12 protein-coding genes are annotated in these 15,997 nt (G+C 44.7%); 1 reads left to right on the top strand and 11 read right to left on the bottom strand.

Features of this window, described 5'->3' with window-relative positions:
* Nucleotides 1–289: 289 nt before the first annotated feature.
* Entirely contained in the window at nt 290–1,996 is a 1,707-nt protein-coding gene (locus D7Y06_RS14635; protein WP_120408517.1) for a bifunctional diguanylate cyclase/phosphodiesterase, read from the top strand.
* 64 nt (nt 1,997–2,060) lie between these two features.
* Here the strand turns inward: D7Y06_RS14635 and D7Y06_RS14640 are convergent, their stop codons facing one another.
* The 11 genes from D7Y06_RS14640 to D7Y06_RS14690 all read right to left on the bottom strand — a co-directional run bounded on the left by D7Y06_RS14640 (nt 2,061) and on the right by D7Y06_RS14690 (nt 15,906).
* Nucleotides 2,061–3,149 (bottom strand): HD domain-containing phosphohydrolase, encoded by a 1,089-nt coding sequence (locus D7Y06_RS14640; protein ID WP_120408518.1) that lies wholly within the window; start codon nt 3,147–3,149, stop codon nt 2,061–2,063.
* A 15-nt stretch (nt 3,150–3,164) separates the two neighbouring features.
* Nucleotides 3,165–4,253, bottom strand: coding sequence for a response regulator (locus tag D7Y06_RS14645; RefSeq protein WP_120408519.1), 1,089 nt, complete (start codon nt 4,251–4,253; stop codon nt 3,165–3,167).
* 121 nt (nt 4,254–4,374) lie between these two features.
* Entirely contained in the window at nt 4,375–6,159 is a 1,785-nt protein-coding gene (locus D7Y06_RS14650) for a methyl-accepting chemotaxis protein (protein WP_120408520.1), read from the bottom strand.
* Between the two features lie 16 nt (nt 6,160–6,175).
* Nucleotides 6,176–6,706, bottom strand: coding sequence for a chemotaxis protein CheW (locus tag D7Y06_RS14655; RefSeq protein ID WP_120408521.1), 531 nt, complete (start codon nt 6,704–6,706; stop codon nt 6,176–6,178).
* A gap of 3 nt (nt 6,707–6,709) precedes the next feature.
* The gene (locus D7Y06_RS14660; RefSeq protein ID WP_120408522.1) at nt 6,710–8,845 is read right to left on the bottom strand and encodes a chemotaxis protein CheA; all 2,136 of its coding nucleotides are present in this window, start codon (nt 8,843–8,845) and stop codon (nt 6,710–6,712) included.
* 39 nt (nt 8,846–8,884) lie between these two features.
* The gene (locus tag D7Y06_RS14665; protein ID WP_120408523.1) at nt 8,885–9,277 is read right to left on the bottom strand and encodes a response regulator; all 393 of its coding nucleotides are present in this window, start codon (nt 9,275–9,277) and stop codon (nt 8,885–8,887) included.
* Nucleotides 9,278–9,298: 21 nt separating this feature from the next.
* Nucleotides 9,299–10,324: a protein-glutamate methylesterase/protein-glutamine glutaminase gene (locus D7Y06_RS14670; RefSeq protein ID WP_120408524.1), complete on the bottom strand. Its 1,026-nt coding sequence runs from the start codon at nt 10,322–10,324 to the stop codon at nt 9,299–9,301.
* 26 nt (nt 10,325–10,350) lie between these two features.
* Nucleotides 10,351–11,157 (bottom strand): CheR family methyltransferase, encoded by an 807-nt coding sequence (locus tag D7Y06_RS14675; protein ID WP_120408525.1) that lies wholly within the window; start codon nt 11,155–11,157, stop codon nt 10,351–10,353.
* 145 nt (nt 11,158–11,302) lie between these two features.
* Nucleotides 11,303–11,680 (bottom strand): response regulator, encoded by a 378-nt coding sequence (locus tag D7Y06_RS14680; RefSeq protein WP_120408526.1) that lies wholly within the window; start codon nt 11,678–11,680, stop codon nt 11,303–11,305.
* 2 nt (nt 11,681–11,682) lie between these two features.
* Entirely contained in the window at nt 11,683–12,744 is a 1,062-nt protein-coding gene (locus tag D7Y06_RS14685; RefSeq protein ID WP_120408527.1) for a response regulator, read from the bottom strand.
* A gap of 18 nt (nt 12,745–12,762) precedes the next feature.
* Nucleotides 12,763–15,906 (bottom strand): response regulator, encoded by a 3,144-nt coding sequence (locus D7Y06_RS14690; protein WP_120408528.1) that lies wholly within the window; start codon nt 15,904–15,906, stop codon nt 12,763–12,765.
* Nucleotides 15,907–15,997 lie beyond the last annotated feature (91 nt).

Here is a 15,997-nt window from a genome sequence, read left to right on the forward strand (position 1 = left end):
TAAAACAACGCCATACAACATAAAAATAAATAAAATTTGACATAAAAAAGCCCGCATTTCTGCGGTTTGTAGTGTTTTATATTTCTGACAAGTGTCGAAGACCCGGCATATTTTTATCTCCTTCCCTGAATACAAATTATTTTGTTTCTTTTGTTAGTATATTCTAATATTGATTAGTTGTCAAGAACTTTTTTGTTTACAATAAAAATATAGGACTAAGTGACGATTGCAAAGTTTACCAGTTTTTAATATAATATATACAAGTAATGCGTTATTTGGGAGGTAGGACATGGAATATCAAGGACATGCATATAATGAAATTTCCGTTGAACAATTTTGTCAGGTAATCGATTTGCTTCACCCTTGCATGGATGATTACCTGTATATTTATGACTTTCTCAACGATTTCTTCTATGTTTCTCCCAGTGCGGTAGAACGCTTTTCTATGCCATCTAACTGTTTTCACAATGCTTCCAAAAATTACTCCATGTTTATTTACCCAAAGGATTTTAAAAACCTCAAGGCAGATTTTAAAAAATATATTTCATCTATGACCGCCATCCACAACCTGGAGTACCGTCTGGTAGACCAAAATGGCAAGCCTATCTGGGTAAATTACCGGGGGTATGTGGTGCGCAACCGTGAAGGAGAGGCACTTTACATCATCGGCTGTATCAATGAAATCGGACGCCAACAGAAGGCGGACAATGTGAGCGGCCTTCTCAGCGAGTCCAGCCTTCACCATTACCTGGATGAAACGTCCCATCAAAACGGCATTATTCTTAGGCTGGGACTGGATGATTTTAAGGAAATCAATGAAAAACTGGGAATTGAATATGGGGATATGATTCTCCGGAAGACAGCGGAATGTATTTCAGAGTGCATAAGCCCGCACCAGCAGCTATACCGGGTTGTGGCGGACGAATTTATTATTGTGGACAACACCTGCAACAGCACTCAGGAGGCCCAATTGCTCTACGATAAAATCCAGGGGAGAATCCACGCTTTTGTGGAGGAAAACCGTTATGAGGCAACTTACACTGTCTCCGGCGGAATTTTAAGCTGGAATCACAGTACAGAACACTCTTATTCCAATATTATGAAGCTCTCTGAATTTTCCCTTCAAAAAGCCAAACGATTGGGAAAAAACCGATGTTACGTTTTTAACCCTGAAGACTATACGAAATTTTTAAGGAAAAAGAAGCTGACAAAACATTTAAGACAAGCCGTCTACAATGATTTTCAGGGATTTGAAGCCTACTATCAGCCATTAATCAATGCGGAAACCGGAGTACTCTACGGCGCAGAGACTTTGATGCGCTTTACCAGCGAACAATACGGCTCTGTCTCCCCGGGGGAATTTATCCCAATCTTGGAGGAGACGGGATTGATTATTCCGGCGGGACGGTGGATTCTCCATGAAGCTCTGCGGGCCTGCAAAAATATTCAGATGCACATCCGGGATTTCCGCATAAATATTAACGTTTCCTATATACAGATTATGAAAAGCGACATTATAGAAGAGATTGCCTCCGCCATTACATACTACGATATCGCCCCCTCCAGTGTGGTATTGGAACTGACAGAAAGCGGCGTGCTGGATTCGGATATCCGTTTTGCCAAGTTATGGGAATGCATGAGAGAAAAAGGCGTCCGGCTGGCCTTAGACGACTTTGGCACAGGATATTCCAACTTTCATTATCTGTACAACTTAAAACCGGACATTATTAAAATCGACCGCTCCCTTACCACCCAGGCATTAAACAACGAGTATGAATTTAAACTCCTGTCCCTTATGAGCGGTATGATTCACAGTATGAACCTTCACATGTGTGTGGAAGGCGTGGAGACAGACCAGGAATTGTCCATGGTTCTTGACCTCTCCCCGGATTTTATACAGGGATATTACTATGGAAAACCCTGCTCCTATGAAGAATTTTTAGAAAAGTATGTTCTTCCTCAATCCAAAATGAAAGCACTTATTACAAATGTATAAAAAAAGCAGCTCACTTTTCTAGTGGCTGCTTTTTAAACTGTATTGTGAGAAAATACCTTTTATATTACTGGTTTTCGTCTGCCAGCTTTTCAAATTCTTCTTTTGCATTTTTAAAGCACTCTATAATCTTAGGAGAAAATGTACCGCACTCTCCGTCTAAAATCATGCGGTAAGCCTCGTCTTTCGGCCGGGCATCCTTATAAACCCGCACGCTTACCAGGGCGTCATATACATCTGCAATAGACACAATCTGGGCGGAAATAGGTATCTCATCCCCCACAAGCCCGTCGGGATATCCCTTTCCGTCATAGCGCTCATGATGATGGCGGCAGATATCATAGCTGAGCCTGCCATACTCTTCATCCCACACATCTGTAATGCTCTCCAAAATCTCGCTTCCCTTTGCAGCGTGGGTCTTCATAACATCAAACTCCTCCGGGGTAAGCCTTCCAGGTTTTAACAGAATATTGTCAGGTATGGAAATTTTTCCCACATCATGGAGCACGCTGGCTTCCGCAATCATATGTACCTTTCCGTCATCCAGCCCATATTCCGGATAATGCTCCTTCACCTGATTTGCCAGAATACTCGTAAAACCTTTGACCCTCTTGATATGCTCGCCGCTCTCTAAATCTCTTCCCTCCACCACAGTGCCAAGGATTTCAATAATCCTCACATTGCTTTCTTTCAGTTTGTCTGCCTGTTTCTTAAGGAGTTCATACTGCCTGAGAATCGTGTCTGTCTGCTTTTCTAAGTTGCCCTCCAGCTCTCTCTTATACAGATACAGCTCCACAATATTATCCACCCTCTTTTTGACCAAGCTGGCTTCAAAAGGCTTATGGATAAAATCGGAAACTCCGTAGTCAAAGCACCTGTTCTCTGAGGCGGAAGAAGTCTCGGAACTGATTACCAGCACCGGAATCTTTCCAATATATCCTTTTTTCTCCAACTCCTGCAAAATCTCATATCCGTCCATCTTGGGCATAATCAAATCCAGCAGAATGGCCACAATGGTCTCCCTGTATTGGTCTACAATCTCCAATGCCTGATTGCCATCCTCCGCCTGGAGAATATCGTATGTATCCCCAAGTATCATCTCCAGCATATCTCTGTTTATCTCTATATCATCTACGATTAATATCTTATTATTCATGTCTAACCCCTTTCATTACAAAAGACTCAATTTGTCTGAAAATTCTACCAATTTTTGGAATTCCTCATTGGATAACTGAAAACATTCCAGCGCCATAGGGGAGAATACCCCTTCTTCCCCATCCATAATTGCCTGCACGGCAGTCTGATGGGTGTATGGCGTATGGTAGGCATTTTCTGTAACTAATTCCTCATATGCATCCACCAGTGAGACAATCTGGGCAACAAATGAAATTTCATCCCCTGCCAGTTTATCTGGATAACCGCTACCGTCCCATCTCTCATGGTGGTGTCTGCAGATATCATAACAGTAGTCGTAAAACTTTTGATCACTGATTTGACTGAATGACTCTAAAATCTCACAACCGATGGTGGTATGGGACTGCATCAGCCTTTCGTCTGCGGGGGAAAGCTTTCCATATTTCAGCAAAACTTCATCGGGAATTCCGAGCTTTCCAATATCATGGAGGGCTGTTGCCCGCACAATCATGTCAATATGCTCTTCGTCCAGCTCAAATTCAGGGTGAAACTTCGCCGCATATTTCAGCATAATACGTGTAAATTTCCGTATCCGCCTGGTGTGTTCCTTAGACTCATTTGTCTTATATCCCACCACGCTGCCAAGGGCATCCAAAATCATCTCATTTGTCTCTTTTAACTGTTTGGACTGCTCCTGTATCTGGAGTGTCTTTTCCTGAACCAAGGCTTCCATGTGGTTTTTGTGGGAATAAAGATCCACTACATTTTTTACACGGCGCATAACCACACGTTCTATATAAGGTTTATAGATAATATCCGCAGCCCCGTAATTGTATGCAATTTCCTCTGTCTCCTTAGAGTCATCCCCTGTGATAAGGATAATGGGGATTGCATCCATCATCCCCGCTTCTTTCATGTATTCCATCACGTCAAATCCTGTTTTTACCGGCATAACCAAATCCAACAGAAGACACGCCACTTTTTCCCCGTTGCTGTAAAGATAATCAATGGCCACCTGGCCGTTTTCCGCCTCCGCCACCTCATATTGTTCCTCAAACATCTCTTTTAGAATGGCACGGTTAATCTCCACATCTTCAGCAATTAAAATTGTTGTCCTCTCGTTCATCCACGCTCCTCCTACGTCTTAAATCTTCCCATTCTTATCATTATATCATATGCGAAAGAAAAGGAGCGATTCAACTGGAACCGCTCCCTATTCATGTCATGCTCTGCAAACTACCTAGCTCTTAATATTTGCTGAAATCTCCCTCCAGAGAAATTACCTGCTCATTGTCACTGTAACTATTGTCTGAGGTATCCACATAGGAACTGCTCTGTCCTGTCGCCAAAAGTTTGTACTGCCCAATAAGCGCTTTCAAAGTAGCTGCCTGGTTCGATAACTGCTCGCTGGCAGCCGCACACTGCTCACTGGTCGCTGCATTGGTCTGGACAACTGTGGAAACCTGGGAAATTGCCTGATCAATCTGGGAAATTGCAGTTGCCTGGTCACTGGAGGATACTGTAATTCCGCTGATTAATCCTACAATCTCATCGATGGACTGTACAATCTCATCCAGGGAACTTGCTGTCTCCTCTGCAAGTTTTGTACCGTTAGCAATTTTGCGGATAGAATCCTCAATCATCTCTGCCGTCTCACTGGCCGCAGACGCACTCTTGGCAGCCAGGTTTCTAACTTCCTCCGCAACAACCGCAAAACCTTTTCCGTGAATACCTGCCCTAGCCGCCTCAACAGCCGCATTCAATGCCAGGATATTTGTCTGGAATGCAATATCGTCAATCGTTTTAATAATTTTGGAAATCGTCTCGGAAGACTCGTTGATGCTGTCCATAGCCTCAATCATGGACTTCATCTGTCCGTTTCCTTCTGCCGCTTTCTCTTTAATAGTATTTACAAGGGTATTTGCCTCTCCTGCCTCGGTAGCATTATTTTTGGTACGCTGTGTCACTTCGTCCATAGATGCAGTAACCTGCTCTAATGCGCTTGCCTGCTCGGTGGAACCCTGTGCCAGAGCCTGGCTTGCATGTGCCACCTGGTCGGATCCCACTGCTATCTGGGAACCGGATTCTTTAATGTTGCTCAATGTAATGTTCTGGTCATTTAACAATTTCCGGAAGGAGTGGCCTAAAAGGTCCTTGTCCCCTCTGGGGTTTACCTCTATGGTCAAATCCCCCTGGGAAATTAAATCCGCAATCTTTGCCTGCTCTTTGACGGCATCCGCCATAATGGAGAATTCATCCATCAACTCGCCTAAATCATCGTTGTAAATTTTCTCACAATCCACATCCACATCACCCTCAGCAAGCTGTCTTGCTGCCACTGATAATTTCCGTACCGGAATGGTAATCGCCTTTATGAGCATAAAGCAATAAGCCAGGGTAATAACTACTGCAAGGACAGAAACGGTAACTAAAATAATTGCCATGCCGATTAACTGCTTATCAACAAGCTCACCGTTCTCTTCTGCCGCTTTCTCCATGGTATCCATCAATGTCATCAATTTTTCTTCCACTACGTCTGCCACAGCCACGCCATCGTTTGTAAGCTCTTCTCTGGCTTCTGTAACTTTTCCTTCTTTTACCAGCCTGACAATATCTTCCGCCGTAACTATATATGTATCCATCTTGTCGTCAAGCTCGTGATACTGGCTCTCAATCTCACTGCCTAAATATGCAAGCCTCTTTTCAAATTCTGCAAAGTTCTGCTCCTGCTTTACTTTGTACTCTTGCATCTGGTTAATCTGCTCTTCCAGTTTTTCCGGATCTTCATGGTACATGTAGAGGGCATTTCTCAGACGGACCTTCACATCTGCAAAGCAGCTGTAGGACTCGCTGACATAAAACTTTCCAATGGCATAATTGTCATACCTGGCAGACCTTGCTTTATTAATATTGAAAGATACCCACAAGCCAACACCTGAAATGAAAACCATCAGGATTATCAATATTGTGCTGAACATGATAAGTTTGCTTCTGACTGCCATGTCATGGATTGAAAATTTCTTTTTCTTCATGGTAAATTCTCCTTTTTTATGATTGTTCTTTTTCTTTAATGTCTTCTATCACATTTAAAACATCCTGCTGAATCAGCCGCTCCGGCTCCAACAGCAGTTTCACCGTGTTCCCTGTCCTAGCCAGGCCGTATATATACTTGTTTCTCTCTGTATTTTTATGGCTTAAGGCAGGAGGAGGCATAATGTCATCTTCTAAGATGGAATCCACTTCCGCTATTTTTTCCACAATCAGACCAATTACTGTGGATTTCACGTCAATAACGATAATGCAGTTTCTGTCTGTGTACTCCTGTGGTTCCATCTTAAACCTTGCCCGAACATCAATCACAGGAATAATCTTACCTCGAAGGTTAATCAGGCCCTTAATATAGTTTTCCACTTCAGGTATCGCCGTAATCGGCTGCATGGTAATAATCTCATTCACATAACTGATGCTTATACCATAATACTCTTTGCCCGTCTGGAAAGTCATAAACATACCTTTCTGGCCGTCTTCTTCAAACTCTTCCACTGCTTCCACTATTTCATCTTTCAGTTCTTCCGCCATGTACTATCTCCTTTCCTCGCTCAGTATTAAACCGCCGATATCAAGAATCAGTGCAATGCTCCCGTCTCCAAGCTGTGTACATCCGGAAAGACCTTTGACTTTTTTCACATAAGGAGGAATAGGTTTCACCACAATCTCCTGTTCCTGAAGCAGTTTATCAATTAACACGCATACCTGCGTACCCTCATGTTCCAAAACAACAACGATTCCGTCATCTATCTTTTCATGAGCGTCTGACAGATGATATCTTTCATTCAGACGGATAAAGGAATAGCACTCACCTCTTAAGACAAGGTACTCCTCCCCGCCGGGCTCCTGTATCAGGGATTCCTCCGATACCCTCACAAACTCCTTGATGGAGGCCGTTTCAATTACAAATAAGGAATTTTCCACCTGAACTACAATTCCGTTGATAATCGCCAGGGTCAGAGGGATAATCAAGGTCATCTCCGAGCCCTCATGCTCCACGCTTTCAATGTCAAGCCTGCCGCCGATATCCTGGATATTTTTTACCACCACGTCCATACCAACGCCCCGGCCGGATAACTCCGTCACCTGCTCTTTGGTGGAAAAGCCCGGTAATGTAATAAACCTGTAAATCTCCTTATCCTGGAAATCCGTAATCTCTTTGCTGCTGTCGATAAGTCCGTTTGACATTGCCTTATCAAAGAGCTTTTCTTTATTGAGCCCCTTACCGTCATCCCTTACGCATATGTAAACCTTGCCGCCCTCATTCTTAGCCTCTAAGGTAATCTTTCCCTTTTCCGGCTTCCCGTAAGCTTTACGGTCTTCCACATCTTCCTCGATGCCGTGATCCACGGAATTTCTCACAAGATGCATCAGAGGGTCTGAGATATGCTCAATAATATTTTTATCCACCTCGGTATTTTCACCGATAACCTCCAGCTCAATATCTTTTCCCAGCTTTCTTGAGGCATCAAAGACAATCCTCTTCATTTTCTGGAAAGTATTGGTCAGAGGCATCATACGCATGGACATAATAACTTCCTGGAGCTCCGTTGTAATTTTTGAGAGCTGCGCCGACGCTTTCTGGAAATTTCCAAGTTCCAGGCCCGGCACTTTCAAATCGGGATTCTGCAAAACAACAGCCTCCGCAATGACAAGCTCTCCGATCAAATCCATAAGGGCGTCCATTTTCTCCACATTCACGCTGATAATGGTCTGCTGCTTCGGCTGGTTTTTCGCCAGGGTTTTCCCTTTCCCTGCCGCCTTTGTCTTTACAACATAATCGCCGGGAGCCGGTGCCGCCTTCTTTTCCTCTTTCGGCGCCGGTACATCATGTTCCGGCTCCGCCATAGGCTCCAACTCATCATGGCCCAGGTTCACAATCTCCCTGCCGTATTCCTCGGAGGTAATCTCCTCAAAATCAATCTCTTCCGCCTCGGAGCTGTCTATAAGTTCCAAGACCCCTTCCTTATCCGTCTTCGTCTGCAAAAGCATGTGAAAACCTTCCGCAAGAATGGTGTCGGAACTTGCCTCATTGGAAAGGATATCATCCGGTGAATACAAAAGATCCTCCGCGATCTCCTTTAAAGCATAGGTGGCGGAATATGCGCGGATATTGCTCATCTGGGTGTCATTTCTGTAATGAATCACAATCTTATAAAAATGACTGTCTGCCTCAGCCACCGGCGCCACATAAAACTGTGCCGGCTCCTCGCTTTTATTTGTCTTTGGAAGACGGATGCCCTGTTTCTTAATCTCACCTTTAATACGGCTTAAGAATTCATCCAATTCCTCCAGCAATTTACTCTCATCGCCGTCGGGCTCGTCACCCTCTTTGATTTTTTCAATCTCACCGGTAATGAAATCCGATACATCCAAAACTTTCTCCACCAATTCCATATGGGGAACATCATCGGGATGGGACTCCCTTAAATAGTAGAAAACATCCTCCAGCTTATGTGCCACCTTCGTGATGTTCTCAAACATCATAATCCCCGAGGAACCTTTGATTGTGTGCATGATACGGAAAATTTCATTGATGTCGGAATCATCAAAACATTCTTCATCCTGTTTTTCCAATATAATGCCTTCCAGTTTTTCCAAAAGCTGGCCATTTTCATACAAATAAACGGAAAGCATACTATCTGTGTCTGTATTATATTCTTCTGCCATACTTCCTCCAATCTAAAGAATTCTCTTTTGCGCTGTACTTTAAATCAGATCCAGCTTTTTCAGCACTTTTTCAAACTTCTCCACATCAATAGGTTTCCCCACATAGGCCTCACATCCAAGGTCAAATGCCATTTTTACATTGCGCTCCTCATTCAGCGCCGTTGTCATAACAACCTTCACGCACTTATCCTTGGGTATCTTTTTCTGTTTCTCAATATTCCGGATTGCCTTTAGCACCTGATAGCCATCCATCACAGGCATCATCACATCGAGACATGCCAAATCGTAGGGTTCGTCGTCTTCCAGCGCCATCATAAAGGCATCTACAGCTTCTTCACCGTCCACCATCACATCACATTCCCCGTATCGTGACAGTTGTTTATCCATAAATTTACGGCTGGCAAAATCATCTTCTGCTAATAAAATCTTCATCCGTTCCTTCTCCTTTCAAAATTAATATTTATTTGCTAACAGGCTGTAAACCTTTCCAGCAACCACTGACAAGGGAACCTTATGCTGTACCGCCCCGATATCATAGGCAACTTTAGGCATTCCATATACCACACAGGTGGCTTCATCCTGCCCTACAGTAAGGGCACCTGCATTGCGCATGGCCAAGAGCCCTTTGGCCCCGTCGCCGCCCATGCCTGTGAGAATCACTCCCACCGCATTCTTTCCAGCTACTTTCGCAACAGAGTGGAACAGTACATCCACGGAAGGACAATGGCCGTTTACTTTATCCGTGCCGTTGCATTCCACCTGGTAAGCTCCCGCCACTTTCACAAGGCGCATGTGTTTATCCCCCGGTGCGATAAGCACCTGGCCGGGAAGAACCCGGTCACCTGTCTGCGCCTCCTTCACCGCTACTTCACACTGATTGTTGAGACGGTCCGCATACATTTTCGTAAACCCGGGAGGCATATGCTGAACAATCACCACTCCGGGAATATCCCTCTTAAATTTCTTTACCACCTCATAGATGGCCTCTGTGCCTCCGGTGGACGCCCCAATTGCCACAATGCGGTCTGTCCCCACATTAAGACGCGCAAATACAGAATTGGTTTCCGCCCGTTTCATTTTCCCCACTTTGGCTGTGGAGGCTATTTTCACTTTTGCCGCCAGCTCCTGGGTGAGAAAAGCGTTGAGCTGGGCTCTGTTTAAATTATCCGGCTTATTCACAAAATCCACCGCCCCGGCATCTAAGGCGTCAAAAACCTTATCGCTTAAGGCGCTGATCATAACCACCGGCAATGGATACTGAGGCATAAGTTTTTTCAGAAACTCAATGCCGTTCATTCTTGGAAGTTCCACGTCAAGCGTCATAACATCCGGCTTATATTTTAGAATCGCATCCCTCGCCTCGTATGCATCCTCCGCCTGGGCAACCACTTCGATATTAGGGTCTGCATTTAACCCCTGCACAAGCAAATTGCGAAAAACCATGGAATCATCTACAACTAATACTTTAATCGGCCTCATTATAAATCCCCTGCTTTCTATTGCTTTTAAACTTTCCTATATATAGATGGCTGAACATACTGAAACTGTGTTTTGTCCCGGTCAAGGCTCTCTGTGGTACCGATAAACAGATATCCTCCCGGCTCCGTAAAATCGTAAATCTTCTTAACAAGTTCGTATTTCGTATCATCCTCAAAATAAATCATAACATTCCGCAGAAAGACAACGTGAAACTTTCTCTTAAAAGGAAAAGGACTCATCAAATTAAACTTACGGTAAATCACTTGTTTCTTTAATTCGTCTTTTACCTGAAACTCTTCTGCGCTGATTTGTTTAAAATACTTCTGTTTCCAATGGGAGGGAATCGGTGCAATTTCCTCTTTTAAATAAACGCCTTTGATGGCATGTTCCAGCACTCTGGTGGATACATCCGTGGCTAAAATCCTGGTATCCCATTGGGAACTCTCGATACCGAAGTAGTCAAGGAGCACCATAGCCAGGGCGTAAGGTTCCTCCCCCGTGGAAGATGCCCCGGACCAGAGCCGCAAATCCCGCTCCCCGCCGGCCTTCTGTCTCACCCAGGGAAGGACTACATTTCTAAGATAGTCAAAATGGGTGCTCTCCCGCATAAAATATGTATGGTTCGTCGTCAACACGTTAATTAAGTCGACCGCCTCCCCCCCTTTGGGATTTGACTCGACTTTCTTGATATATTCATCGCAGCTTGCATAGCCGTTTCGCACAAGGTAATTTTCCAGCCTTCCGCCCACCAGCACTCTTTTCTGGCTCAAATCTATGCCATAATTCCCCTTTACATATGCTACGATCCGCCTAAATTCATTGTCGGTAATCACTTACTCCTGCCTCCCAAACATCAAGTTCGTGTTCTCTCTTGTATTTTATTATATATACACCTTAATATGATACCTCTTTTATATCTCTTTGTCAATGTTTTTACACGAAGTAGGTGCCTCCTATATCCTTCCAAAATAGGATTTATCAGGAATTCGCCTGATTCCTCAGGGCCTTCTCGATGCGCAGGCGAAGTTCCTGGGGATCAAAGGGTTTTAACACATAATCGCAGATTCCCAGCCTCTGGGTTTCCACAATGCTTCTCTTGTCGCCCCTTGCGGTAAGCATGATCACCGGTATGTCAGTGCCGTTTTCCATTTCACGTATCTGTTTCAGGGTCTCGATTCCGTCCATGTTATCCATTTTAATATCAAGAAGTATCAGGTCCGGCTTCTCGTTTTTTAAATACCTAAGGGCCTTGTCGCCGGAATTTGCAGTAGCCACATCATACCTGTCCTTTAACTTCTGTTCCACTGCTGACAGATTAATAATGCTGTCATCCACCACTAAAATACTCATTTTCATACTTACAACTCCTCCTCGGCTAAATCATCCAAAAGTTCTTGTAAAAGCTCTTCTGCCCTGCTGTCCTCATACAGTTTAAGCTGTACTTTTATTTCTGTCAACCTCTCCCTTACTTCTTTCCGCAGGCTGTAACTCTCCAGACTTTCTATTTTATCCAGGCTCTCCCCCAAGCGAAGTTTTAAAATTTTTTCCAAAGCAGTTTTAAGCTCCCCTGCTAAAACGTCATCTGCAATGGGCGGCTTTTCCTGCCTTTCCTGCTCTTTACCGGCTTTTAGGTATGTTTCAATGCTCTCCATCTGCTCTTTAAACAAAGCCAGCACCTTTATGAAATTTTGGGCAATAAATTCCCCGTCTCCCCTCTCCGCAGCCAGTTCCTGCTCTCGGAAGGCCAGGGAAAGCCCTGACGCCCCTATATTGGCGGAGGCGCTTTTTAACCCGTGAACCTCCACCTCATATTTTTTATATTCTTTTTTTTCAACCAGCTCTGTGAGAAGCACAGTCTTTCGTCTTCCGTCCAGGACATAAAGGCTTAAAAGTTCCCTGTAATCCCCCAGGGATTCCCCGTGGTACTTTTCTGCCAGCTCCTTGTCAATCCCTGGAATATCCAGTTTGCAAAAACCGGGATCAGTGCCTTTATGCCGCAAATCATCTGTGGAAACCTCCATGGATTCCCCGGGTACAAATTGGGAAAGCACCTGGTCAAGCCTTTCCCTGGAGAGAGGTTTTGAGAGGACAGCCTGAAACCCTTTTTCTAACAAATGGTCCGCTCCCCCTTCCGTTTCATTGGCGGTAAGCCCTATAATTACAGGATATTTCCCATTTTCCCCGCATTCTCCCCGGATTTTTTCCACAGTTTTGGCGCCATTCATCTCCGGCATCATATAATCCATAAAAATCACATGAAACTTTATATCTTTTACCAAATCTACGGCCTGAAAGCCATCCTGTGCCTCCCACACTTTAAAATGGTATGTACTTAAGAACTCCTTGGCAATCTCCCTGTTAATTAAATTGTCGTCCACCACAAGGACTTTTACATTTTCCGCCCCAAACACATTTTCCATATACTTTCCTTTTCTTTTTTACTGCAGAATTTCATCCAGGGTATCAAATAGTCCCTTTATGTCAATAGGCTTTGCCAAATGGCCGTTCATACCGCACTTTAATGCCTCCTGCCGGTCTTCCTCAAAAGCATTTGCCGTCATTGCCAGAATGGGGATGGAAGCCAGTTCGTGGTTCTCAAATTTTCTGATTTCCTTGGTGGCCTGATAGCCGTCCATCACAGGCATCCGCACATCCATAAGTATGAGCTGATAGTACCCGGGCTGAGATTTTTTCAACATATCCACCGCTAACTGCCCGTTTCCGGCGATATCTGTGGTAAATCCGGCATCTTCCAAAATTGCCGTTGCAATCTCCTGGTTTAACTCATTGTCCTCCGCCAGGAGAATACGTCCGCTGTAATGCTTATCTGCATCTCCATCCTTTTGTTTCTTTTCGGTTTTATCCGCATCCACAATAGCGTGGAGACATCTACGCAGTTCCGATAAAAACAGCGGTTTGCTGCAAAATGCATTGATGCCGGCTTCCTTTGCCTCCTCCTCGATATCCGCCCAGTCATACGCCGTCATAAGTATAATGGGAACATCCTTTCCCATCTCTTTTCGTATTCTCCTGGTAACTTCAATGCCGTTCATATCCGGAAGCATCCAGTCCACCACATACACATTGTAAATATCATCCCTGGAAACCGCCTGGCGCGTGCGAAGCAGCGCTTCCTTCCCGGACAAAGTCCACTCCGTGCGCATTCCAAGCTGTCCCAGCATATCCGTCACACTGTCGCAGGCGTTAAAATCGTCATCCACCACCAGTGCCCGGCAGTTTTTCAGCGCAGGGATTTCAATGGGTTCTTTCTTATCGGAGTGAAGCCGGAAGGTAAAGCACACATTTACTTCTGTCCCCAAACCCTGGCGGCTTTTCACCTCAATGGTGCCGTGCATCATGTCCACAATATTTTTTGTAATGGCCATTCCAAGCCCTGTGCCCTGAATTCCACTGGTTGTACTGCTCTGCTCTCTCTCAAAAGGCTCAAAAATATGCTCTACAAACTCCTGGCTCATGCCGATTCCCGTATCTTTAATCTGAAACTCGTATATCCCGCAGCCCTTTGGCGCCCCTTTCTTTTCCGTAATCCGCATGGAGACGGTTCCCCCGGTCCCAGTGTATTTCACCGCATTGCTCAAAAGATTTAAAAGCACCTGGTTTAAACGAAGCTTGTCACAGTAAATTTCCTCATCTACAATATCCACAACATCAATATTTAAATCCATCTGCTTTGCATGGATATCCGCCTGTAAAATATTCCGAAGCCCCTGGATAATATCCGGCAGGCAGCAGGGATTCTCATCTAAGTGAATCTTCCCGCTCTCAATGCGGCTCATGTCCAAAACATCATTGATAAGGCTTAAGAGATGGTTGCCCGAGGTCATAATTTTTTTCAGGTATTCCTCCACCAAATCCCTGGACTGGATATGGTTTATGGCAAGGGAGGTAAACCCTACAATGGCGTTCATGGGAGTGCGGATGTCATGGGACATATTGGACAAAAAGATGCTCTTCGCCTTATTGGCCCTGTTCGCCTGCTGAAGGGCATTTTCCAGCAACGTCTTCTTTTCCATCTCAATTTTCATTTCCTCATCCACGCTGCGGAACCCCAGGACAATTCCCTTATCCTCGCTCCATTTGCCTGTGCGCACGGCTTTTGCCTGGTAGTACTCTATCTTCCGGTCAGTGCACACCCGGAAATTTACAAAATAAACTTTCTTTTCCGCAAGTTCCTTTTTCAGGTTTTCAGCGGATAGTTTTTGGCTTAAAAGCGCTCTGTCCTCCTCGTACACATACTCACTGATATATCTTTCTATGCTGTCATGAAAGGAGAGTTTTTCCCCGGAAGGCGCAGCAAAAATCCCCCCTGCCCTTTTATTGCTTCTTAAGGGCATTCCCGTATCCGTATCTAAATCAAAGGAACACACAATGTTATAGTCAATACTTAAGGCGTGAACCAGCTCCGTCTGCCGTTTTTCATTTTTCTGTTCCTGAAGTTTCTGGGCCGTACAGTCCAACAGAAAACGCTGGTAGAAACGTTCACCGTTTTCCTGGAGAAGCTTTACATTTCCCATAATATGTAAAACAGCCCCGTCCTTGTGCTGTACACGGTAATCCACACTCACTGTATCCCCCACCTGGGTCAGGGTTTTAATGCACTCCCGAAGCTTCGGCTTATCCTCATCCATAACGGTCTCCGCCACCATGTCAAAACCGTCGGCCATCATCTCTTCCTGGGACTCGTATCCAAGAATTTTAAGGGCCGCCCTGTTTACGCTTAAGACTTTTGAACCGTCAACGGTGTGAAGCATCACACCGCAGTCAATGGTGGTAAAAATTCTCTCCATCATCTTATTTTTTTCCACGATTTCCTGCTCGTATGCCCGCTCCTGTGTCACGTCAATAGCCACCCCGGCAGTTCCCATCACGCTGCCGTCCAAATTATACAGAGGGGACTTGTACGTCATAAGGGTGCGCATACCCGCCCCTGTCTGAATCGTCTCCTCGGAAATGCAGGTCTTTCTCTTGGCCATAACCTCCCGCTCCGATTCAATACAGGCAGGGTCATCCTGCTCCACATCCCAGATATATGCATGGCCCCTGCCCTCCACCTGCTGCTTTGTCTTATTCACAGCCTGGCAGAAACTGTCATTAACCTTCTCATGAATCCCGTTTTTATCCTTGTACCACACCAGGTTCGGCACACCGTTAATGGTAGTCTCTAAAAAGTGGCTTGCCTGCCAGTAATCCTTACTCATCTTATATGTCTGCTGCCATCTGAGAAGCCGGAACCTGGCCTCCTCCTGTGACATGGGACAAAGCCAGATATCATGAATTCCCTGTAAATTTTCAGGAAGATTTCCCATCTGATTTTTATCTGCCAGCAAAATCAGTTCTGCAGTCTTCCCCTTTGCCTGCACAAGCCGCTCCGCAGTCTCCTCTATCCCCATATCCTGCAGGTTGGCAATTATAACATCTGACCCTGCCGCCAATTCTTCCCCCAATTCCCCGCTCTCTAAAAATTCATGGGTAAAATTTTCCAATGGGGGCATTTTCTTAATTATTTCAAATACACTGCACCGTCTGCCCAATAAATAAAACCGTACATGACAATGGTACATATCACTTCCTCCTTTTGTCTGAAATAATTTATCCAAAATTAAACTCATTTGATGTAATTATACTTCATTCACCTGAGGAAAACAAGTATTC

The organism is Roseburia sp. 1XD42-69 (genome assembly GCF_003612565.1).
Taxonomy (GTDB): domain Bacteria; phylum Bacillota; class Clostridia; order Lachnospirales; family Lachnospiraceae; genus Roseburia_B.

What these genes read in the sequence shown, in the direction of transcription:
- D7Y06_RS14635 (WP_120408517.1), top strand. Translation starts at nt 290, where the DNA reads ATGGAATATCAAGGACATGCATATAATGAAATTTCCGTTGAACAATTT.
- D7Y06_RS14640 (WP_120408518.1), bottom strand. Translation starts at nt 3,149, where the DNA reads ATGAATAATAAGATATTAATCGTAGATGATATAGAGATAAACAGAGAT.
- D7Y06_RS14645 (WP_120408519.1), bottom strand. Translation starts at nt 4,253, where the DNA reads ATGAACGAGAGGACAACAATTTTAATTGCTGAAGATGTGGAGATTAAC.
- D7Y06_RS14650 (WP_120408520.1), bottom strand. Translation starts at nt 6,159, where the DNA reads ATGAAGAAAAAGAAATTTTCAATCCATGACATGGCAGTCAGAAGCAAA.
- D7Y06_RS14655 (WP_120408521.1), bottom strand. Translation starts at nt 6,706, where the DNA reads ATGGCGGAAGAACTGAAAGATGAAATAGTGGAAGCAGTGGAAGAGTTT.
- D7Y06_RS14660 (WP_120408522.1), bottom strand. Translation starts at nt 8,845, where the DNA reads ATGGCAGAAGAATATAATACAGACACAGATAGTATGCTTTCCGTTTAT.
- D7Y06_RS14665 (WP_120408523.1), bottom strand. Translation starts at nt 9,277, where the DNA reads ATGAAGATTTTATTAGCAGAAGATGATTTTGCCAGCCGTAAATTTATG.
- D7Y06_RS14670 (WP_120408524.1), bottom strand. Translation starts at nt 10,324, where the DNA reads ATGAGGCCGATTAAAGTATTAGTTGTAGATGATTCCATGGTTTTTCGC.
- D7Y06_RS14680 (WP_120408526.1), bottom strand. Translation starts at nt 11,680, where the DNA reads ATGAAAATGAGTATTTTAGTGGTGGATGACAGCATTATTAATCTGTCA.
- D7Y06_RS14685 (WP_120408527.1), bottom strand. Translation starts at nt 12,744, where the DNA reads ATGGAAAATGTGTTTGGGGCGGAAAATGTAAAAGTCCTTGTGGTGGAC.
- D7Y06_RS14690 (WP_120408528.1), bottom strand. Translation starts at nt 15,906, where the DNA reads ATGTACCATTGTCATGTACGGTTTTATTTATTGGGCAGACGGTGCAGT.